The organism is Paraflavitalea soli, assembly GCF_003555545.1.
Lineage (GTDB): Bacteria > Bacteroidota > Bacteroidia > Chitinophagales > Chitinophagaceae > Paraflavitalea > Paraflavitalea soli.
In genome coordinates this window covers 5,460,815-5,482,350 of the sequence record NZ_CP032157.1, presented here as the reverse complement: position 1 = coordinate 5,482,350, position 21,536 = coordinate 5,460,815, and the positions used below count along the sequence as shown (strand labels likewise).

Here is a 21,536-nt window from a genome sequence, read left to right as displayed (position 1 = left end):
TTCACCCTTTTCCACTCTTCTAACCTATCAGCCTGTCAACTCTTCTGTAACCAGTATCTTTGCGCCATGAATCAACGGGAATTGTTTTTCCGCCATGTAGCCCAAACCTCCACCGCCCCCCTGGCGCTGGAAATTGTGAAAGCAGCAGGGAGCCGGCTGTGGGATGCCGACGGCAAGGAATATATAGACCTGATCGCGGGCATCAGCGTGTGCAATGTGGGCCATCGTCATCCCCGCGTGGTTAAAGCCATTAAAAAGCAATTGGATGAATACCTCCATTTATTAGTATATGGCGAACTGGTCCAATCACCCCAGGTACAATATGCTAAGCTGATCACCAACCACCTCCCGGGGTCGCTGAATTCGGTATTTTTTACCAATTCAGGAGCCGAAGCGGTAGAAGGCGCCATGAAACTGGCCAAACGGACTACCGGAAGGACCCAGATCATTGCTTTCAAACAAAGTTACCATGGCTCTACCCAGGGCGCCCTCAGCATCATCGGTGATGAATATTGGCGGCAGGCTTTCCGTCCTTTGCTGCCCGACGTATGGCACCTGGACCATGGTTCTATGGAAGCTATTGAGGCTATTACGGAGCGTACCGCCTGTGTAATTGCCGAGCCTGTACAGGCAGAGCGTGGCGTATTTACCCCCGCCAAAGCATGGATGCAGGCCCTGCGCAAAAAATGTACAGCAACAGGCACCCTGCTTATACTGGATGAAATACAAACCGGCTTTGGCCGTACCGGTACCTTATGGGCTTTTGAACAGTTCAATATTACCCCTGATGTGCTGTTGCTGGGCAAGGCATTGGGAGGCGGTATGCCGCTGGGCGCCTTTATAGCCAACCAATCGGTAATGGGCCACCTGGCCGATAATCCTGTACTGGGACATATCACCACCTTTGGTGGTCATCCCGTATGTTGTGCCGCCGGTCTTGCGGCCCTGAAAGTATTGTTGAAAGAAACATTGGTGCAGGAAGTGCAGCAAAAAGAAGCCCTGTTCCTGAAACTATTGAAACATCCGGCCATTAAGGAGGTTCGTTCCAACGGACTGATGATGGCGGTGGAATTTGATAGCTACGACACCAACAAACGGATCATTGATGCCTGTATTGCCAATGGGGTGTTGACCGACTGGTTCCTGTTTGCGCCCCAATGCATGCGTATTGTGCCGCCGCTTACCATATCACCCAAAGAAATTAAGCGGGCCTGCAAGGTGATCATAGCGGCGATCAGCGGATAGACGATAGACTATGGTTCAATTTCAACGATCACTTCCACTTCCACACTCATATTGCCGGGCAGTGCATTGACGCCAACGGCCGAGCGGGCGTGTTTGCCTTTATCGCCAAATACTTCTACCATCAGGTCGGAATAGCCATTGATCACTTTGGGCTGGTCGGCGAATGTGCTCTTACAGTTCACCATACCCAGCACTTTTACAATGCGTTTTACTTTATTGAGGTTGCCCAGTTCTGCCTTTATTACTGATAAATGATTGATTCCCGTAAGCCGGGCTGCCTGGTAGCCTTCTTCTATAGTGATATCTTCACCTACTTTACCGGTCACCGTAGTACCATCTGTTTTGGTAGGGCCTTTGCCGGATAGGTAGAGCAGGTTGCCCACCCGCACTGCATTTACATAGTTAGCAATAGGTGCTGAAGGGGTAGTTAATACGATCCCTTTTTCTTTTAGTTTTTGTTCTATATCCTGTGCCTGCATACCGATTGCCATATTAGAGATCATAAAAATAAAGAAGAGCTTTTTCATAAACGTGCTTGTGCGGGGTTAAGATTAAATGAAAGGAGGGGCCGCTTTACAGATGACCCTTCCCATACAAATATCAGGATAAAAAGTATTTGAATACCATGGCTGCCAATAGGGCGCCAACAATAGGCCCTATGATGGGAATCCAGGAATAAGTCCAGTCGCTGTTCCTTTTTTGGGGAATAGGCAATATAAAATGCGCTATACGTGGGCCAAGGTCGCGGGCGGGATTGATGGCATAACCTGTGGGGCCGCCCAGCGATACGCCAATGCCCAATACCAGCAGGGCTACCGGCAACGCTTCCAGTGTTCCAAGGCTATTTTCGGGCTTTATAAATAACAGGGCGCCCAGCATCAACACAAAAGTGCCAATGATCTCTGTAATGATATTATTGGGGGTACTGCGAATAGCTGGACCTGTGCAGAATACGGCCAGCTTGGCATCGCCATCCTGCGTTTGCTGAAAATGCTGGCGATAGGCCAGCCACATGATGATGGCGCCTGCAATGGCCCCGCTCAATTGTGCGAGGATATAGGTCAATACATTTTGCCGGGGAAATTCTTCCAGGTAAGCCAGCGCCAGTGTTACCGCAGGATTCAGGTGTCCGCTGCCGCCCAGCTTCAGCGAGGCATATACACCTACGAATACGCCAATGGCCCATCCAAAAGCTATTACAATAAGGCCGCTGTTCTGGCCCTTGGTCTTATTCAACAATACGTTGGCTACCACCCCGTTTCCGAGGATGATCAGGAGCATGGTGCCGATAAACTCACCAATAAATACATTCATATGGAAGTTTTGAAGGTTGAAGGTTTAAAGTAATCGTTGGTTTGTCGGAGGGTGGGTCGCACGCTAAGGGCGGCTCACTCGCCGACAGCTGAGTGATACTCACTACTGACCACTCACAACTCACTTTTTGCCTTTTCAGGTAAATAATTGTTGGCTATAGCATAGAAGGTTGTCAGTTGTTCCTGTATCCAATCCGCACCTTGATTCATGGCAGCTGCCATGAGTGCTGCCACCAGGGGGGCTGCTTCTATGGCTGCTTTGGCATCAAGCAGCAAAGCCCTGGTGCGGCGGCTTAAAGCATCTTCAATGGTCATACACATTTCCTCCTGTACAGCCCATATGATGGTGGCCTTATTATAAGGCAGGCTGGGATGCAACAAGACGCCTAGTTCCGGCTGGCCTGCTACCAGCTTTTCAATACCAGCTTTATCAGTGCCATAATAATAATCTGCGGTGGAATAATCCGTAGTAGGCATGGCGCCATGGATAGCGAGGTCTTTTGTTACCGGTTCTTTGTATGCCAGGGCACCTTGCACAGCAGCGATATTGATCACATCCGCCGCCATTTTACGGTAGGTCGTCCACTTACCACCCAGGATGCTGACCAGCCCGCTGTCTGAAACAAGGATCGAATGATCGCGCGATATTTCGGCTGTCTTCTTAGCCGTGCTTTTCACCAATGGCCGCAGGCCGGCAAAAATGCTCTTCACATCTTCCCGCGTGGGATCTTTGGTAAGATAACGTGCCGCATGTTCCAGGATGAATTGTATCTCATCTTCCTGCGCTATCGGTTCATCTGAGATATGATCAACCGAGGTATCTGTAGTACCTACTATAATTTTCTGGTGCCAGGGTACAGCAAACAATACACGGCCATCGTCGGTATGCGGGATCATGATGGCGGCTTCGCCCGGTAAGAATTCTTTGTCAAGCACTACGTGAATGCCCTGGCTGGGGGCAATGCTGGTAGGCTTCTGCGCGTCATCCATTTGTTGTACTGCGTCAGAGAATACCCCGGTGGCATTGATCACTACCTTGCCCTGTACTTCATAGGTCTTGCCCGTCACCTCATCTTTCACCTGCACGCCAGCCATTTTATCCTGTGTCTTTAAAAGTCCCGTTACCTTGAAATAATTCAGGATAACACCGTTTTGCTCTACGGCCGTCTGCGCGAGGTTGATGGCCAACCGGGCATCATCAAACTGACCGTCGTGGTATAGTACGCCACCCCGCAGCCCTTCTGTATCGAGGGTAGGGGCCAGTTCCAATACTTCTTCTGTGGACAGCCAGGCAGAGGTGCCCAGTCCGAGGCTACCGCTCATCCAGTCGTATACCTTTAAACCAAGACCATAATAAGGACCTTCCCACCATTTATAATTGGGAACGATAAACGACTGGTTTTTCACCAGGTGGGGTGCATTCTGTTTGAGGATGCCCCTTTCTTTCAATGCATCCATCACCAGTTTAATATTGCCTTGCTGCAGGTAACGTACGCCGCCATGCACCAGTTTGGTAGAGCGGGAAGAAGTGCCTTTGGCAAAATCGGCCTGTTCAAAAAGAATGGTACGGTAGCCGCGTGCGGCAGCATCTACTGCTGCGCCGAGACCCGTGGCGCCGCCACCGATAATAATAATGTCCCAGGGAGCACTATTCGCTTCGAGTTGTTCTATCTGTTGTTTGCGGTTCATTGAATACTTATTACATGTTCACGTTGCAATTCTTGGAGGCCACGCTAACGCCTAAAAGCTAGTTCCTAACAGCTAAAGGCTAAAAGCTAATAGCTAACTCCTTTTCTTACTTGTCATCTGCCCAGGCGATCGATGCTTTTACAGCACGGCGCCAGCCTTTTAATAATTGCTGTACTTCTTCCTGCGGCATCACGGGTGTGAACCGGGCGTCTACCTGCCATTGTTTTTGCAATTCTTCCACACTGTCCCAATAGCCTACCGCCAGTCCGGCCAGGTAGGCTGCGCCAATCGCTGTGGTTTCGTATACCTTGGGACGTAAGACCGGCACCTGCAGCATATTGCTTTGAAATTGCATGAGGCCATTGTTGATGGTGGCTCCACCATCCACCCGCAATTCTGCGATAGGTATGCCGGCATCCGATTCCATGGCTTTCAATACATCATTGGTTTGGTAAGCGATGCTTTCCAGGGCAGCACGTGCAATATGTGCATCTGAAGTACCCCGGGTAAGGCCATACAAAGCACCTCTTGCATGTTGGTTCCAGTGTGGAGCACCCAGCCCGGCAAAGGCAGGCACCATATACACCCCATTGGTATCGGGTACACTAGCAGCCAACGCTTCCACATCGGCAGAGGAACGGATGATGTGCAATCCATCGCGCAGCCATTGTACTACAGCGCCCGCAATGAATATGCTGCCTTCCAGCGCGTATTCTACTTTGTTATGTATTTTCCAGGCTACCGTAGTCAGGAGATTATTGGTCGATACCACCGCCTTGCCGCCCGTATTCATGAGCATGAAACAACCGGTACCATAAGTATTCTTTACCATACCGGGCTGCGTACACATCTGGCCGAAGAGCGCAGCCTGCTGATCGCCGGCAATACCTGCAATAGGTATATTGGCATGTTTGACCACTGTTTCTGTTACACCATATATCTTACTGGAAGGTTTTACTTCCGGCAACACGCTGGCAGGGATATCAAACAGCTTCAGCAACTCAGCATCCCACTCACAGGTATGGATGTTGAGCAGCATGGTACGGGATGCATTGGACACATCCGTGATGTGCAATTTGCCACCCGTGAGTTTCCAGATCAGCCAGCTATCCACCGTACCAAATGCCAGCTGACCGCGATTGGCCTTTTCACGGGCGCCGGGCACTTTATCCAGTATCCATTTAAGTTTGGTAGCAGAAAAGTAAGCGTCAATGATCAGCCCTGTTTTCTGTTGAATAAGCGCCGCATGACCGGTTGCTTTCAAATGATCGCAATACTCTGCCGTTCTGCGGTCCTGCCATACTATAGCATGGGATATAGGCTTGCCTGTTTCCTTATCCCATACAATGGTGGTTTCACGCTGATTGGTAATACCAATAGCAGCCACCTGGTCGGTAGTAATGCTCTTTTTGGCCAGTACTTCTGCCATCACACTGAATTGGGAGGACCATATCTCTTCCGGGTCATGTTCCACCCAACCGGGTTGGGGATACCATTGTTTAAACTCTTTCTGCGCTACGGTAATAATGCTGCCGGCATGATCGAATAAGATAGCACGGGAGCTGGTAGTACCCTGATCAAGGGCAAGGATATACTTAGAAGACATGCAATCGATTTAAGGGAAAAGATAAGAAATTAAATGTTTGTTATGATGATTTTGGGAATGCCGTGCAGGAAAATAATCATCATGGTACAACCACTCATAATAATTATTGGTTATTAAAAAGCTAATTGCAGTTACTGTTGTAATTTTCTGCACCTAACATCATAAAAACTACTCTATATGAGCTGCTCCCTTTTAAAAAACCGCAACCGTGGGTTGATTGTGCTACCGGCTGTATTGCTGGCGGGCGCCGTATTAGCTGCTGCGGGAAAAAGCTCCACTATTACTACGTGGAAGCACGAAATACTATCAGACACTACCCGGAAGGACACGGTTAAGTACACGGAATACAAGAACCTTCCGCTGAAACCAGAACGTAAAATTGCCTTCGCTACCAATGAAGGAACATGGATGAGTGTGGATGTTAGTCCCGATGGACAATCGATTGCGTTCGACCTGATGGGGGATATTTATACCGTTCCTATGTCCGGTGGTAAAGCTACCCTCGTCACCAAGGGCCTGGCTTTTGATACCCATCCACGCTATAGCCCGGATGGCAAAAAGCTGCTGTTCACTTCCGACAGGAGCGGTTCGGAGAATGTGTGGTACATCGACATGGAAAAGAAAGATACCGTACAGCTCACCAAAGACCGTGACCAGAACTTTCCCGGCGCCACCTGGACGGCTGATGGCAACTATGTGATCGCTGCCCGCGGCCGGCTGGATATTAAACTCTGGATGATACACAAAGATGCAGGCGGTGGTACACAGCTGGTAGAAACACCCAATTTTAAGACCATCGATCCTGCAGTAAGTCCTGACGGCCGTTATATTTATTTCTCTGCCCGCAATGGTGCCTGGACTTACAATGCACCCCTGCCACAATACCAGATCGGTGTATACGACCGCGACAATGCCAGGATTTCCACCATTACTTCAAGATATGGATCGGCTTTTACGCCTGTATTATCCAAAGATGGCAAGTGGATCGTATACGGGTCAAGGTTTGAAGACAAGACCGGCCTCGTGATCCGCAATATTGCCAGCGGCGATGAAAGGTGGCTGGCCTATCCCGTGCAACGCGATGAGCAGGAGTCGATGGCTACCATGGGTGTATTGCCCGGTATGTCCTTTACGCCTGACAGCAAAGCCCTGGTGGCTTCTTATGGTGGAAAGATCTACCGTATTCCCGTGGATGGTGGTAAGCCCACAGAAATACCGTTCACCGCTGATATGGAACTGGAATTAGGGCCCCGCCTTGAATTCAAATACCCCGTATCAGATACCTCTCATGCATTAGCTACACAGATACGTGATGCTGTTCCTTCTCCTGATGGAAAGAAACTGGCCTTCACGGTATTGAACCGTTTGTATGTGATGGATTATCCCAATGGTACGCCCAAAAGGTTGACCACCCATGAGTTTACCGAAGCAGAGCCTTCCTGGTCACCGGATGGCAACAACCTTGTATTCACTACCTGGACACCCGAGGGAGGTAACCTATTCAAGGTAAATGTGAATGGCAAGCCCACTGTACAGAAGCTTACCAAAGAACCCGGCTTTTATGCATCAGCCGTATTTAATTTAAAGAATGACCGTATCGTTTTCATGCGTGGCAAATTGCAACGCTACCGCGAATCAATTGGGCCTGTAGCCGATGGTGGTGAAAATGAATTGGTTTGGATGCCTGCTAATGGTGGTGATATTACCCTGATCCAAAGAGCTAATTTCCGTAGCAATCCCCATTTTGTAAAGAATGTGGATGACCGTATCTACCTCAACCAGGGCGGCAGCCTCATCTCCATCCGCTGGGATGGAACCGATGAGAAAGTGCATGCACGCGTAACAGGTGTTACCACCTATGGCATCAGCAACTTCAAGGATGATGAACACCGGCACGAGCTCAATTCCTCCGATTTTTGCCTGCTCACCGAAAAGGTAGCACAAGCGATGGAAGTACAGGTGCCCTCCTCAGCCGCACAGATCAACATGTCGCCCACTGGCGACAGGGCAATGGCGCAGGTCAACAATGATATTTATGTGATCACCATTCCCAATACCGGCCGTCCTGCTGCTATTAATGTAGCAGATGCTTCCAGTGCCGCTTTCCCGGCGAGGAAATTAACCGAACTGGGTGGTGAGTTTGCTTCCTGGGAAGCTGATGGTAAAAAAGTACACTGGTCGCTCGGTAATGCCCACTTTGTATATGATGTAGACAAAGCGCAGTTCCAGGAAGACAGTGTAAAGCTGGCGAAAAAAGCAGAAGCCAAAAGGAAGGAAGATTCCCTGGCCAAGGCCATCACCGCCGTAGTGAAAGTGCAAACCGACACTACTAAAAAGCTGATCGATACCCTGGCTAAGAAAGTGGTGGAGAAAAAAGAAGAGTTTAAATACAAACCCGAAGAGGTTGCTATTAAGATCTACTTCGAGAAAGACTTTCCCAAAGCTTCCGTATTGCTGAAAGGAGCCCGGATCATTACCATGAATGGCAATGAAGTAATTGAAAACGGTGATATCCTGGTGGTCAACAACCGTATCAAGGCCGTTGGCAAAACCGGCACCTTACAGGTTCCGGCCAATACCAAAGTAATTGATGTGGCAGGCAAAACCATTGTACCCGGCTTTGTAGATACCCATTCACATATGTGGCCACAATGGGGTATTCAGAAAAACCAAAGCTGGATCTATGCCGCCAACCTGGCTTATGGTGTAACCGCTACCCGTGATCCGCAAACAGCTACTACCGACGTACTCACTTATAGCGATATGGTAGATGCCGGTAAGATGGTAGGTCCCCGTGTATATTCTACTGGTCCGGGTGTAGGTTTCTGGATGTACAACGTGCGCGATTCTGCAAATGCCAGCAATATCCTGAAGCAGTACAGCAAGTACTACAATACCAAGTACATCAAAATGTATTTGACAGGTCCCCGCCAGGTAAGGCAGTGGATCATCAAAGCTGCCAAAGAGCAGGGATTGATGCCTACTACTGAAGGCGGACTCAACTATAAGCTCAACATGACCAACCTGCTGGATGGTTATCCTGGTCATGAACATTCTATACCGGTTTATCCCTTGTACAAGGATGTATATAAATCCATAGCTGAATCGAAGATGGCTGTAACGCCTACTTTGCTGGTAGCCTATGGCGGTCCCTGGGCAGAGAATTATTATTATGAGACCGAAATGCCTTACAATGATAAAAAGCTCCAGTTCTTTACCCCTTATGAAGAATTGGCCGGTAAATCACGTCGCCGCGCCGGCTGGTTCATGCCCGAAGAACATGTGTTTGCCAAACATGCCAAATCCATGAAATCCATGGTGGAAAGCGGCGCCCTGGCAGGTATCGGCAGCCATGGTCAATTACAGGGCCTGGGTTATCATTGGGAAGTATGGTCCATGCAAAGTGGTGGCATGAGCACCCATGATGCCTTAAAAACTGCTACCATACTGGGTGCACAGGCATTGGGCCTGGATGGTGATATAGGCAGCCTGCAAGCCGGTAAACTGGCCGACCTGATCATTATGGATAAGAATCCGCTGGATAATATCCGTAATACCAACACCATCAACATGGTGATGAAGAATGGCCGCCTGTACAACGGCAACACCCTGGATGAAGTGTACCCCACATCCCGCAAACTGGAGCGTAGTGAATGGACATTTGAAAAACCGGTCAATACAACAGGAATTAAAGAGTAGACGAAACCCCGAAGCATGAGCTGAAAAAATTGTCCTGCTAAAGGGCCCTGTGCAAACGGGGCCCTTTTTTAATGCCGTAGCCCTGGATCCTTCTATCCTGTAGAATGAAGAAATAATAAAACATGATCAGTAAAAAGGCCTTCCAGCAATTAAGCGGAAGGCCTCTTTTTATGGTGTAGTCTTAATCCCTGAAACGATACCCCTCGAAGCAACGCATGCACAACTCATCTCTAAAACGCCAGCCTGAAGCTAAAGAACACCCCAAAGCGTTTTACCTGTTCAACAGGCAAAGGCCGCGGAGCCAGGCGCCATATAAAATCAACCCGGAACAGTTTAAAGATATTGTCTACCCCCGTTCCTACTTCAATATAGGTTTTTCCGTCGAGTGATTCAAACTTGTAATCTGAACCTGCCGGCATATTGTAAGCCTTATTCTCATCACTCAGGCTGCCTATCAATGCTTTTGCTGTCCAGAACTGGCGGAATTTCAGTTTCCTGGTCAGCGGAATAAAGCGAAACAGGCCATTGCCAAAATTATGCTCTATGTTGATGCCTGCATAGCGGTCATGCAGGTATTCATAGCGGTTCATGAGGTTGAACGCATATTTGTTATAATAATAGATCTCATTACCCGGCGCCACATCCAACAGCATATAAGGCAGCTTGCCCCAGGTGCGGCCGGCAAACACATTATAATAAATAGTACCCAATGGAGGGATTTTAGAATAATCTGACACACTGGCGCTCAGCTTATGGTAATCATATTTGCCATTCAATACACCATTTAATCCCCTCGTATAGCGTATATCAACAATGGGATAATCACTGCCGAGGCTATAGCGGTTAAAGGTGCTTTCCAGGAATTTCTCCAGGAAGGCATAACGAATGCGGATGGAGGCTTCCGTTGTGCGGATAGAGGAATCGCCTTTATCGTCAACAAAGATGCTTTTATAGGGTATGTTGGCTACCGGATCATAATTCTTGTGGGCGCCGCCCAAGGTAACAGAGAACCCCGACTTGGTAGATCCGAAAAGCTCCACCTTGGTTTCATCGACCATCAGGAACTTGATGGGAACTCCATTTTTGCGGATGGCCAGCGCAAAGATATTGTCCTGGCTGATCTCATCATAGTATTGCTGCCCACGGTCAAAATCATGCTTATGCGAGGCCGTGATATACGTACGTGGGTTCTTATTGAGCAGCCACATACCATCCAACTGGTACTTGAATTCCTGGTCTTTAAAACCATAAGCCAGGTAGCCATGGAACAGGAATTTCTTGCTGAAGTATTTGTTCGTAGCCAGGTCAAAGCGCGTCCTGAAACCTTCCTGCTGATTGGCGGTGGCCCAGTTGAACCAGGGGCCGATCTCATAGTTACCAATATTCATATACCCCGTGGTTATAAAATTAATGGTACGCGTGGCCCTTTTGAAAGCCGGCATCTTCAGCAGGGTATCAATGGTTTGATAGATCGTTTTCTCCGTTTTGGTCAACTCTTCATGTCTTGAGTTTACCCAAAAGGAATCGGTGGCGCGTTGAGCTTCGGGCGACAAGATGGTTTCCTCCAGTAGCTTATTCTTGCTAAGTTCGGCTATCACAGAAGGGTTATTGACCACAATATCTTTATAGGTGGTGGTCTTTCTTCCAATGGCAGAAAGGGTTTTTTCGCCGGTGAGCGACATATCCACTACAAACTTATCACGGGTGAGGAACCAGGTAGTATCATTAATAAGGCTGAATTCCTGGATCAGGCTTAGCCTGTCTACAAAGTTGATATTGGCATCCTTGGCCAGGCGCAGGTTCATTTTCTGGATGGCCCAGGTGGTATCGTGTGCCCAGCAATCTCCCTCAAAAGTATTTTCACCCGGTCTTTTAGGCGTAAACGACATATGTATGAGGCGCCGGCCATTTACCACCTGTGTGTCCAACACCTTGTACCGGTAATAACTATCCCCGTTATCACTGAGGGGGCTTACAAACAGTTTGTCAAATACCGGGATGAAATTGCTGTAGAAATTAATATTCTGGTCCATGCCCCCCAGGAAGCGCGAAACACTTTCATTGTTCACCCCCATCGTCTTGGTGCCCTGGAATACTTCCCGCCGTTTGCGGGGCGATTTCTGATAGTAGTAGTCAGAAATAGCTTCTGTGAGGTATACCGGAAGGAAGGTATTGCCTTCTTCCGTGGTGTCGATATTATTTAAAACGAAGTTGAATTTCTTGATAAAGGGCAGGTTTTGCCACTTTTCCTTCTTGATATTCTTAATATCCAGTTCCAGCTTATTGTACAATTCATAGGAAAAGTTCTCAAACCGGTAGCGGTCATTGCGTGGTTTACGCTTTACAATACGTTTCCACATCAGCAGTCCACGGTCGATTGTTTTCCGCACCACCACTTCATCGGTGAATTTGCCCCTTTCCAGGAGGATGCTGATGTCAATAATGTTGTTTTTGGCTCTTTTGACCAGGTTGGAGTCGATGGCCAGGAAAAAATCCTGGTATCCCACATAGGTGATCTTGATCGTATCAGTTGGCCATTGATCGAAATGGAAGGTAAAAGTACCCGCAGAATCACTCAATTTGCCCGTGCCTGCTACCTGGAATTGCATGGAGGCAAAGGGAATACGTTCATCACTGTGGACATCCTTGATGATGCCCCGCAGTATCTTGGTTTGTCCTTGGGTGGCCTGAAACAGAAATAAGCAGCAACAAAGCCCGGCTATACTTAAAAAGAATTTCTTCACGCGCGCGATTTGAACTATGACCAAAAATACGACTTAGACCCCTATTCGGTATTGTTAAAAAGATCAAAAATCAGGTATATAACGACAAAAGTTTGCAAATATGAAAAATATACTGCTACTTTGTATTACAAAGTGCTTTATATGGATAGCCAACACCAACCATTAGAAACGCTGCAGGACATTAAACGCATCATGGAGCGTTCGTCCCGCTTTATCTCTTTAAGCGGATGGAGTGGGGTGAGTGCGGGAATTTGCGCCCTGATAGGAGCGTGGGTGGCACACAGCCGGCTTGGCAGTTTTATTGTATATCAAACTGCCAGGACCCACAAGGGCGTATACAATGAATATAATGCATATACCTCCACAGAGCTGTTCACAGACCTTATTGTAATCGCTGTTGTCACCTTCATTGCGGCTTTTGTATCTGCTTTTTTCTTTACGTATATACGTAGCAGACGCAACGGAGTGCCCTTATGGGATCGCACCGTACAGCGCCTGACCTGGAATACTATATTGCCCATGGCAGTCGGCGGCATCATGCTGCTGCGTGCTTTGCAAATGGGCTATTATGAGCTGGTGGCGCCTGGTTGTCTTATTTTCTATGGCCTTGCCCTTGTAAATGCTTCCAAGTATACACTGGGCGAAGTACGCTACCTGGGTTACGGACAGATCTTCCTGGGCATTTTGAATCTGTGGATAATAAACGAAGGGTTGTATTTTTGGGCCGCCGGATTTGGTGTATTGCACATCCTGTATGGCGCAGTCATGTGGTGGAAGTATGAAAGATAAGTGATCCCGATAGTTATCGGCAATCAGTTGTGAGTATCAATAACGAAGCAACCGGCTCGCAGCTCACCGCTCGTAGCTCGCAGCTTAAAAGTGAAGTATGAAGAACCCGATTGGAAATCTTAATAAAATATTCGACAGCCGCATACGCCTGGGGGTCATGAGCATCCTGATGGTGAATGAGGAGGTGAGTTTTAATGACCTGAAGCAAATGATGGAAGTGACAGATGGCAACCTGGCATCACACCTGGTAAACCTCGAAGAGAACGGGTTCATCAAAGTACATAAAGGTTTTATAGGAAGAAAAACCAATACAACCTATTCAATTACAAAGGCAGGTGAAAAAGCCTTCAGGGAACACATTGAGGCACTGGAGAATATGATCAAAGGCGTGCGGTAAGCGCTATTTTTTTTCTACTTACACTTTGTATTACAAAGCACTTTATAACACCATATATGAAACGTATTACTACCAAATTAAAAGATCAACTGTATATGGGTGGCCTGATCGTGATCATGGCCTCGCTGGTTGTTTTTTGCATTCCCCTTTTTATCACCTTGCCCCCAGACCGCAGCATGGGCATCTTCGTTGTCAACTTTGCTTGTACGATTGGCTACTTCATTGCTATAAAAGCCTGCGGGAGATTCAAGGCAGGACGTGAAGGATTGATCCCTATATTTCTCCTGTTGATCTTATTCCTGATCAGTGCTTTTGCTCTCAACCGTGATATGAACATCTTTGATGACTCTGTTACCTGGTTGTCGGTCGTATTGGTGGTCCTTTGCGTGAATTATATATTATTTCAATTCTTTGACGCTTTTTCGCGGTGGTTGCAATATACCATGACCGCATTATTAGGGGTGGCCTCCATTGTTTTCCTGTACTTCTCTTTATACCTCGCTCCCATGTATGTGCTGAGTACTGTGATCGTGTGGATACTGGGCATATCCGGCCACAGCTTCGTACCCCTGCTATTCCTGTTGTTTACCATCAAACTGATCAGAAGACTTGCCCGCCATGACAAAAAACTTTGGTACAGCTATGCCGGTGGTGCAGCAGCGATCGTTATTTTCACGATTGTTTTTATGGTACAATGGAGCCAGGTCACACGAGAGGTCAACCTTACCTATCGCAAAGCCGGCGTGGCCGAAAGCAATGGCTTGCCCCCATGGATAGCGGCAGCTCAAAAATCTTCACAAGGATGGTTGTCCGAAAGAATATTAAAAACTGATCTGGTATACAGCACCCCTGATATTACCAGCAATTGGGATCGTATTTTCTGGGGTTCCTCTTTCCGGAATTTCGATGAACCCAAAAAACATGATCCGCTGGTCATGACTGCTGTCTTCTTTGCCGGTAAACCCAACCTGCCCAACGATGACCGCATCAAAATACTCGAGTCCATTTACGATTCGCGCCACCAGGCACAGGAACGTTTATGGAGTGGGGAAGACCTGTATACTGAACATATTACAACAGATGTGCGGGTATGGCCCCAGTTTGGCCTTGCTTATACCGAAAAGAACATCACTGTTACCAATGCCGGGTTGCAGGAGCGTTGGAGAGGTAACCAGCAGGAAGCTATCTATACTTTCCATTTACCCGAAGGCGCCGTGATCACTGCCCTTTCCCTCTGGATAGAAGGAAAGGAAGAAAAAGGGATCCTTACTTCCAAAGCCAAAGCCGACTCCGCCTATAAAACCATCGTAGGCAAGGAAAGGCGCGATCCTTCGGTGGTGCATTGGCAGGAAGGCAATACTGTTTCTGTGCGGGTATTCCCCGTCATTGCCGGACAAAGCCGCCGTTTCAAACTGGGCATCACAGCACCCCTCATCAGGAGGGATACCAAGCTGGTATATGAAAACATCTGGTTCGATGGGCCCGCTTCACACAACGCGCAGGAAGAAGCTACTTTGAATTTCCAGCAATCACCGCGCGAACTGGTGGCGCCTGCTGTTTTCAGTGACAATGGACAACACACCTGGAAGCGTGCCGGTAAATATGAACCCGATTGGAAGATACAACTGAGCGAATCGCCCCTCTCAACCGATGCTTTTAGTTTCGATGGACAAACCTATACTGTTCACCCTTACCATCCACAAAGGGTGGCTTTTGATGCCGGCACAGTATATCTCGATATCAATAGGTCCTGGTCAAGACCTGAATTTGAAATGGTCTATGATCTGGTAAAAAATAAAGCAGTCTATGTATACGACAATGGCCTTGTGCAACTAACCCCGGAAAACAGGGCGCGCTTGTTTGGCCAATTGCAGGAAACCCAGTTCAGCCTGTTTCCCCTGTTTGAAATAAAGGACCCCACCACCGCCTTGCTGATCACGAAGAACCCCGTGGCTTCTCCCAATATAAGTGATCTGGCCGATAGCCGCTACCTGCAGCAGTTGAAAACCTATTTGGCCAGTAACGGTAGCATACGGCTTTTCAATATCGGTGAGCATTTATCCCCTTACCTCAAATCACTGAAGGAATACCGGGTGTTTCAATATGAGCAGGGAGAGCTGGCGCAGCTTAAAGAATTACTGGAGAAAAAGGTATTTGTCCAGGCCATTGAAAACGATCAGCAGGTAGTGATTGATGATGCAGGGTTACTGCTGCGGCAACAGGCAGGAGCGAACCCCGCTGCTGCTCCCGATCACCTGATGCGGCTCTTTGCTTATAACCATATTATGCAAAAGGCGGGCAGTGGATTGCTCACCAACCAGCCTGTGGAAGATACCCTGGTGCAGGAAGCTGTAAAAGCCTATGTAGTATCGCCCGTATCGAGCCTGGTGGTGCTGGAAACACAAAAAGATTATGACCGTTTTAATATCAACGACAGCAAGAACAGCCTGAAGAATGCTTCCCTGCAATCGAAGGGCGCTGTACCTGAGCCACACGATTGGGCGCTCATCATTATTGCCGTGCTGGTGATCCTTACCATTAAATTCAAGCCCGTACTTAATAAAAACAGGATATGATAAGCTCCCTGCAGATACCAGTAAAACAATGGAAGCTCAACCGCTGGGCCATCCTTGCCTTGCTCTTCTACGCAGGCATCCTGTACTACGCACTGCGCAACCATATCATATGGCAATCGGTGAACGTGCTGCTGGGACTGGTAGCCTTACCAGTGGTTACGGTGATCCGAACGGTTGATAAAGGATCTATCCGCTATGCGGTGGCGGCCATCCTGCTGGCATTGTGCTGCCTGGCGCTGCCCGTGAAAACGATCTGCTATGGCGCCATTGCCTGTTCGGTATTGTTTGTAATAGAAAGCTTCGTGGGTAAAACAAACCTGCTGCCACTGATCGTGGTTGGTATGATGAGCCCCATCTTCCAGTACATGGCCGATATATTCAGCTTTCCGATCCGCCTGCAACTTACCACCATGGCGGGCAAAGCCATGCAGTTGATGGGCAGTGCTGTACAGGTAAAGGGCAATATGATCCATTGCAATGGCCATGAATTTTCAGTAGACCCTGCCTGCATGGGGCTGAATATGCTGGTGACTGCTTTGTTGCTACAGGTATTACTGGTAGCAGTATATCAAAAGAAATACGGACGGACTGGCGCCTGGTGGCAGGTATTCCTGCTGCTGGGCCTGGTAATGGCATTCAATATATTATCGAATCTCATTCGCATTGTATGCCTGGTGCAACTGAATATTTTGCCCGGCACCACTTTGCACGAAGTGATGGGTATTATTTGTTTCCTGGTATATGTAGTATTGCCTGCCTCCCTGTTTACCCGTTGGCTGATACAAAGACATGGTAAGGCAACTATCGTACACCTGCCACCAGTTTCAAATACCAATACGGTGAAACAAGTAATAGTGCATCTCGTACTGGCAGTAACCATGCTGATGGCTGCCCGTTCGGTAGTGCAGCGTGATAACGTTACAGCCGACCAGTCTGCTGCCATTCCCGCAGTGGAGGGTTATAGCGTGCAGCGGATAGCCAACGATGTGGTGAAGCTTGAGAATGATCAATCCCTGGTATACATCAAGCCCATTGCAGGGTTTTACAGCGCCGATCACAATCCCATGATCTGCTGGCGGGGTAGCGGCTATGCATTTACACAGGTAGAGAAAAGCGAGGTAAATGGCCAGTTTGTATACATGGCCTTGTTGCAGAATGGACAAGATCAACTGTATACTGCCTGGTGGTACGACAATGGTTCGAATCGCACCATCGATCAGTTTGCCTGGCGACGTGACGCTTTACAAAACAATACAAAGTATGCACTGATCAATGTGACAGCCGCCAGCCGCGAAAAGCTGGAAGCAGCCATACAACACATACAACAAGAACAACCTTTTAGAAAACTATTATAACAACATTCAATATGAGCAACAACAACCGTTATCAACAATTCTTCATAGCCCTCCGCATTTGGTTCATCGCGGTGCAATTAAATACCCTATTGGGTACTTTTTTCCTGAGTTTCTCAATGAGTAGCGGTATGATGGGTTATGTTATATTTTATGGAACATTCTATGGCGTGCTGGTATCTCTCCCCGCGCTGGTATTGATGTTCTTATTGATCAATCGTTGTGTAGCCAGGAAGTTGAAAGGAATTACCATCTTCCGTATCGTACTTCCAGCGGCAGCTATTTGTGCTGTGATCGCCTGGCTTTTATACATGAAGTTTATCAATGAGTTTGATAAGGAGAATATTTACTTTCTGCTGATCGCGATCGTATCAGGTGTTACGGCAGCATCTACCCAATACCGGTCATTTCTTCGCCTGGCCAATTATACCGAGCCCTTTGAAGAAACACCATTATGAAAAAAACATTGCTAGCCTATTAATAGTTTTCGGGCCTGTACTTGCCCTGCTGCTGATTGTGTTGCACAACAGCTTCACCTCCACAAAAGAACGGATCGATTGCCAGGGAAGCCTGCTGAAGGACCGGCATAACCTGGCAATCATTATCCTTGGTGGAGGTGTGTTAAATCCGTAAAGCATTGAATTGATCCCAATCTGCCGGCTGGTGCATACCAGCGGACAGGCCAACTCATGTCTACATAAACCAACCGTTATGCGTAAACAAATTTCTCAGGGACTTTTAGTAATTGCCGGAGGCATCCTATTCAGCCTCGTCTTCTGGCAGGAAAAACTGGGCATCAACACTGTATTGTTCGATGCATTTACACTGGCAGCCATTTTCTACTTATACGCCAATGCCAGGCAAAGCGCTGTGGTGAGGTGGCTGTTGATCGGTCACCTCATCTGCCTGGCTATGATCGTAGTGCACAACACCCTGCTCAGTAAGATCGCGTTTGCCACCACGCTATTGCTCATCGTGGGATTTGCAGAATACATGCACCGGTCGGTATGGTATGCCGGTGGTTCTGTATTGCTGAATATCGTTTTCTGCTTTGCTTCTTTTGCGGAGCAGTTTAAACGCAGGAAATCGGGCACTGGTAAAAAACGTAAGGGTATAGCCAGGTTTATCCGGTTTGCCATATTCCCTTTGCTTCTGGTAGGGTTATTCTTTCTTATCTACCTTTCTGCCAATAGTGTTTTCCAGGTCATGGCAACCCGCATGGAGTTGTATGTAGCACAGTTCTTTAATGCGCTGTTTGGTGTATTCTCTCCCCAGCGTCTCTTATTCCTGGTGTTTGGTATCTATGTGACCGGTTGCCTGCTGATGCGCAGCCGGGTCAATTATTTCTCTGCAAAAGAAACCGGCCGTACAGATGTCCTCCTACGTACCCGCATATCCTGGAGAGAACGTACGCAAAGACCTTTCTATCAGCTTATCGAAGCGGTGATGGGGCGTTTTTCAAAAGGTATGCTGGCTTTGAAGAATGAAAATACCACCGGTATTATCAGCTTGTTGTTGTTGAATCTATTGCTCCTGGTGATCAATTCCATTGATATCAGCTACCTGTGGTTCGATTTTGATTATATGGGCGATGTGTTCCTGTATAAGATGGTGCATGATGGTACAGAATTGTTGATCGTATCCATTGTGCTGGCTATGTTGGTGCTGTTGTTCTTTTTCAAGGGCAACCTCAACTTTTACCGCCGCAATAAATGGCTGCGGTACGGTTCTTATGCCTGGATCGTACAGAACGCTGTACTGGTGATCTCCGTATTGCTGCGCGATTATTATTACATCGCCCGCTATGGCCTGGCCTACAAAAGGATCGGTGTATTGTTTTTCCTGCTGATGGTACTCATTGGTCTTGCCACCGTATTCATTAAGATATGGAAGCAAAGAACTTCTTATTTCCTGTTCCGGGTTAATGCCTGGGCCGGTGTGATCCTATTGGTAGTGGCATCTACTATTCATTGGGATGAGTTTATCGCCTCTTACAACCTGCAACGAAAAGACCGTGTACCCCTCGATGCGGAGTTCCTGCTCACCTTATCCGATAAAACCCTACCCTTGCTGGAAGCCAACCTGGATGCATTTAAGCAAGCGCAGTTGAAAGTGCAGGAGGGAAGTTCCGGTTTCAACAGCGATTCCTGGTCGGGTAGTAGAACACGTATTTGCGATACCTGTTTTGCCGAACAATTGCTAGCCCGCAAAGACCTGTTCCTGCAACAGCAATCACACCTTAGCTGGCTTTCCTGGAATTATGCAGATGCCTATACTGCCAGGTATTTCCGGAACAACAACCTTAACCATCATTAAACAGCCGGGCTATGACTACTTCAGTTACGAGCTTTAAGATATGGGCCATTACTATTTGTCTGAATGCTTTTTTGTTTGGGGCTATTGAACTGCTGTCAGGAAATATCTGGTTGGCTATGAGTTCGGTAATCATACTGGTTATGGGTTTTATTGTAGGGCTTCCGTTTTGGTTACTCCTGTGGTTGCTGACAGAACTGATCATGGCGCTACCTTATTCAACAATTGGCAGGATGGCCTGGCTGGCAGGTGTCCTCGCCATATTGGTGGCTTTATTATATGCCACTATAGGATTGATCACCACAGGTCATTTTGGCTTGTCCCAATCCCCACTCGGATTGCTGACTGGAACAACAATTGCTGCATTGATCCTGGCCTTGTACTGGAACCGGAAAGCATTTGGGAAAGCGAAGACCGGTACGGATGTTCAAAGTCATTGAGTGTAGCTGTCACCCTGACAAAATCGCTTAACTTGATCTGCTATAACAAACAGCAACAACTTATTTATATGAAACCAGCACCATTTTCCATTCGGGATCGCTTAAAAAGTTTCCAATATGCCTGGCAGGGGATCGTTCGTTTCCTGCGGGGAGACCACAATGCCTGGGTGCATGCCGTGGCTACCGTAGTGGTCATCATCCTGGCCAGCGTGGTGCCACTTACCAAAACAGAATTGCTGGCCCTGGTGTTTGCCGTCGGTTTTGTGTGGGTGGCCGAAATGTTCAATACCTGTATCGAACGCACCATGGATTTTATCTCAACAGAAAAACGGCCGGAGATTGGTCTTATCAAAGACGTGGCAGCCGGCGCCGTATTGGTTGCTGCTATTACCGCCGCCATTATAGGCGGCATTGTATTCATTCCTAAATTGATCAGTGCATGAAAAATATTATGAAGCCTCTGTGGCAGTACCGCCAGATCTTCTTACGCAGTGAAGTGGATCGTATACTGTCCTTGTCTATGTTGTTTGGCGCCCTCATGGTATTTGTAAGGATACTCTATACCGGTGAGCGGGGTTATCTCTTCCTGCTCTGGAATTTGTTCCTGGCTTATATACCGTATTTTATATCCAGCTGGTTATCCCGTACACCATCCTGGGCGGCCTACGGACGCAAGTTTGCACTGGTGTTCCTGGCTTGGCTGCTTATCGTACCCAATACCTTTTACATTCTTACCGATCTGTTTCATTTGGGTGGTCATGCAGGTGCTCCCTTGTGGTACGACCTTGCCCTCATCATTTCTTTTGCCTGGAACGGGTTGATGCTGGGCATCCTTTCCATACGACAAATGGAGAAGATCGTAGCCTTGTACCTGCCGGGAAAAACCGATTGGGCCTTCCTGTATCCTGTGATGGTGCTCAATGCATTGGGTGTATACATTGGCCGCTACCTGCGGTTCAACAGTTGGGATGTGATCACCAATCCTTTCGGGCTGGTATCAGACATCGCCCAGCTGGTATGGCATCCCTGGCATTACCGCGAAGCCTGGGCCATGGTGATCTGTTTTTCCGTGTTGATGACCCTGGTGTACACCACCCTCAAAAAGATCAGTAAGCTGATCTGGTAAAAGGTGAGCCGCCTTTGAAAGGCGACCCACCTTTCCGCCCTAAGCAAATATGCCCGTTATACCCTTCCATATATGACGGTTGGTTTAAGTTGGACACGGCGTCGTATTCTTACGACGCCTTTTTTAATCACTGATTAATGGATTATGCTGATTTCGCAGATGTTATAAATGGCAAGAGGCTACCAATCCGGTAGCCTCTTGCCATTTGTAGTGCTGTATTTTAAATCATCGAAATCAATTCTAATCC

At 47.8% G+C, this 21,536-nt stretch carries 16 protein-coding genes; 11 read left to right on the top strand and 5 right to left on the bottom strand.

Features of this window, described 5'->3' with window-relative positions:
- Positions 1-66 precede the first annotated feature (66 nt).
- The gene (locus D3H65_RS20585; protein ID WP_119052118.1) at positions 67-1,245 is read left to right on the top strand and encodes an aspartate aminotransferase family protein; all 1,179 of its coding nucleotides are present in this window, start codon (positions 67-69) and stop codon (positions 1,243-1,245) included.
- A gap of 8 nt (positions 1,246-1,253) precedes the next feature.
- Here the strand turns inward: D3H65_RS20585 and D3H65_RS20580 are convergent, their stop codons facing one another.
- The 4 genes from D3H65_RS20580 to glpK form a co-directional block, all read right to left on the bottom strand.
- A complete protein-coding gene (locus tag D3H65_RS20580; RefSeq protein WP_119052117.1) occupies positions 1,254-1,772 on the bottom strand; it encodes a RidA family protein in 519 nt (172 codons plus the stop codon).
- Positions 1,773-1,845: 73 nt separating this feature from the next.
- Complete coding sequence (locus tag D3H65_RS20575; RefSeq protein ID WP_119052116.1) at positions 1,846-2,559, bottom strand: MIP/aquaporin family protein; 714 nt, start codon at positions 2,557-2,559, stop codon at positions 1,846-1,848.
- 113 nt (positions 2,560-2,672) lie between these two features.
- Positions 2,673-4,247, bottom strand: a complete 1,575-nt coding sequence (locus tag D3H65_RS20570; RefSeq protein ID WP_119052115.1) for a glycerol-3-phosphate dehydrogenase/oxidase — start codon at positions 4,245-4,247, stop codon at positions 2,673-2,675.
- Positions 4,248-4,353: 106 nt separating this feature from the next.
- Positions 4,354-5,853, bottom strand: coding sequence for a glycerol kinase GlpK (glpK, locus tag D3H65_RS20565; RefSeq protein WP_119052114.1), 1,500 nt, complete (start codon positions 5,851-5,853; stop codon positions 4,354-4,356).
- A gap of 177 nt (positions 5,854-6,030) precedes the next feature.
- Between glpK and D3H65_RS20560 the strand changes: the two genes are divergently transcribed.
- Positions 6,031-9,552 (top strand): amidohydrolase family protein, encoded by a 3,522-nt coding sequence (locus D3H65_RS20560; RefSeq protein ID WP_119052113.1) that lies wholly within the window; start codon positions 6,031-6,033, stop codon positions 9,550-9,552.
- Between the two features lie 230 nt (positions 9,553-9,782).
- Here the strand turns inward: D3H65_RS20560 and D3H65_RS20555 are convergent, their stop codons facing one another.
- Positions 9,783-12,296, bottom strand: a complete 2,514-nt coding sequence (locus tag D3H65_RS20555) for a DUF5686 family protein (RefSeq protein ID WP_119052112.1) — start codon at positions 12,294-12,296, stop codon at positions 9,783-9,785.
- A gap of 141 nt (positions 12,297-12,437) precedes the next feature.
- Between D3H65_RS20555 and D3H65_RS20550 the strand changes: the two genes are divergently transcribed.
- From D3H65_RS20550 to D3H65_RS20505, 9 genes are all read left to right on the top strand, one after another.
- Positions 12,438-13,085, top strand: a complete 648-nt coding sequence (locus tag D3H65_RS20550) for a hypothetical protein (RefSeq protein WP_245999547.1) — start codon at positions 12,438-12,440, stop codon at positions 13,083-13,085.
- Between the two features lie 97 nt (positions 13,086-13,182).
- Positions 13,183-13,482 carry a winged helix-turn-helix domain-containing protein gene (locus D3H65_RS20545; RefSeq protein WP_119052111.1) on the top strand — a complete coding sequence of 100 codons (300 nt, stop codon included), beginning with the start codon at positions 13,183-13,185 and terminating at the stop codon, positions 13,480-13,482.
- Positions 13,483-13,538: 56 nt separating this feature from the next.
- Positions 13,539-16,058 carry an XrtN system VIT domain-containing protein gene (locus D3H65_RS20540; protein WP_119052110.1) on the top strand — a complete coding sequence of 840 codons (2,520 nt, stop codon included), beginning with the start codon at positions 13,539-13,541 and terminating at the stop codon, positions 16,056-16,058.
- Positions 16,055-17,413 (top strand): exosortase N, encoded by a 1,359-nt coding sequence (gene xrtN, locus D3H65_RS20535; RefSeq protein WP_119052109.1) that lies wholly within the window; start codon positions 16,055-16,057, stop codon positions 17,411-17,413. The genes D3H65_RS20540 and xrtN overlap by 4 nt, the downstream gene beginning before the upstream one ends.
- A gap of 11 nt (positions 17,414-17,424) precedes the next feature.
- Positions 17,425-17,868 carry a hypothetical protein gene (locus D3H65_RS20530; protein ID WP_119052108.1) on the top strand — a complete coding sequence of 148 codons (444 nt, stop codon included), beginning with the start codon at positions 17,425-17,427 and terminating at the stop codon, positions 17,866-17,868.
- 253 nt (positions 17,869-18,121) lie between these two features.
- The gene (locus D3H65_RS20520) at positions 18,122-19,726 is read left to right on the top strand and encodes a DUF4153 domain-containing protein (RefSeq protein WP_119052106.1); all 1,605 of its coding nucleotides are present in this window, start codon (positions 18,122-18,124) and stop codon (positions 19,724-19,726) included.
- Between the two features lie 11 nt (positions 19,727-19,737).
- Positions 19,738-20,163: a hypothetical protein gene (locus tag D3H65_RS20515; protein WP_119052105.1), complete on the top strand. Its 426-nt coding sequence runs from the start codon at positions 19,738-19,740 to the stop codon at positions 20,161-20,163.
- 68 nt (positions 20,164-20,231) lie between these two features.
- On the top strand, positions 20,232-20,606 hold the full coding sequence (locus tag D3H65_RS20510; protein WP_119052104.1) for a diacylglycerol kinase: 375 nt from the start codon (positions 20,232-20,234) through the stop codon (positions 20,604-20,606).
- On the top strand, positions 20,603-21,289 hold the full coding sequence (locus D3H65_RS20505; protein WP_119052103.1) for a DUF1361 domain-containing protein: 687 nt from the start codon (positions 20,603-20,605) through the stop codon (positions 21,287-21,289). The genes D3H65_RS20510 and D3H65_RS20505 overlap by 4 nt, the downstream gene beginning before the upstream one ends.
- The last annotated feature ends 247 nt before the right edge of the window (positions 21,290-21,536 follow it).

Coding starts and splice junctions, on each gene's coding strand:
- D3H65_RS20585 (WP_119052118.1), top strand. CDS start 67: ATGAATCAACGGGAATTGTTTTTCCGCCATGTAGCCCAAACCTCCACC.
- D3H65_RS20580 (WP_119052117.1), bottom strand. CDS start 1,772: ATGAAAAAGCTCTTCTTTATTTTTATGATCTCTAATATGGCAATCGGT.
- D3H65_RS20575 (WP_119052116.1), bottom strand. CDS start 2,559: ATGAATGTATTTATTGGTGAGTTTATCGGCACCATGCTCCTGATCATC.
- D3H65_RS20570 (WP_119052115.1), bottom strand. CDS start 4,247: ATGAACCGCAAACAACAGATAGAACAACTCGAAGCGAATAGTGCTCCC.
- glpK (WP_119052114.1), bottom strand. CDS start 5,853: ATGTCTTCTAAGTATATCCTTGCCCTTGATCAGGGTACTACCAGCTCC.
- D3H65_RS20560 (WP_119052113.1), top strand. CDS start 6,031: ATGAGCTGCTCCCTTTTAAAAAACCGCAACCGTGGGTTGATTGTGCTA.
- D3H65_RS20550 (WP_245999547.1), top strand. CDS start 12,438: ATGGATAGCCAACACCAACCATTAGAAACGCTGCAGGACATTAAACGC.
- D3H65_RS20545 (WP_119052111.1), top strand. CDS start 13,183: ATGAAGAACCCGATTGGAAATCTTAATAAAATATTCGACAGCCGCATA.
- D3H65_RS20540 (WP_119052110.1), top strand. CDS start 13,539: ATGAAACGTATTACTACCAAATTAAAAGATCAACTGTATATGGGTGGC.
- xrtN (WP_119052109.1), top strand. CDS start 16,055: ATGATAAGCTCCCTGCAGATACCAGTAAAACAATGGAAGCTCAACCGC.
- D3H65_RS20530 (WP_119052108.1), top strand. CDS start 17,425: ATGAGCAACAACAACCGTTATCAACAATTCTTCATAGCCCTCCGCATT.
- D3H65_RS20520 (WP_119052106.1), top strand. CDS start 18,122: ATGCGTAAACAAATTTCTCAGGGACTTTTAGTAATTGCCGGAGGCATC.
- D3H65_RS20515 (WP_119052105.1), top strand. CDS start 19,738: ATGACTACTTCAGTTACGAGCTTTAAGATATGGGCCATTACTATTTGT.
- D3H65_RS20510 (WP_119052104.1), top strand. CDS start 20,232: ATGAAACCAGCACCATTTTCCATTCGGGATCGCTTAAAAAGTTTCCAA.
- D3H65_RS20505 (WP_119052103.1), top strand. CDS start 20,603: ATGAAAAATATTATGAAGCCTCTGTGGCAGTACCGCCAGATCTTCTTA.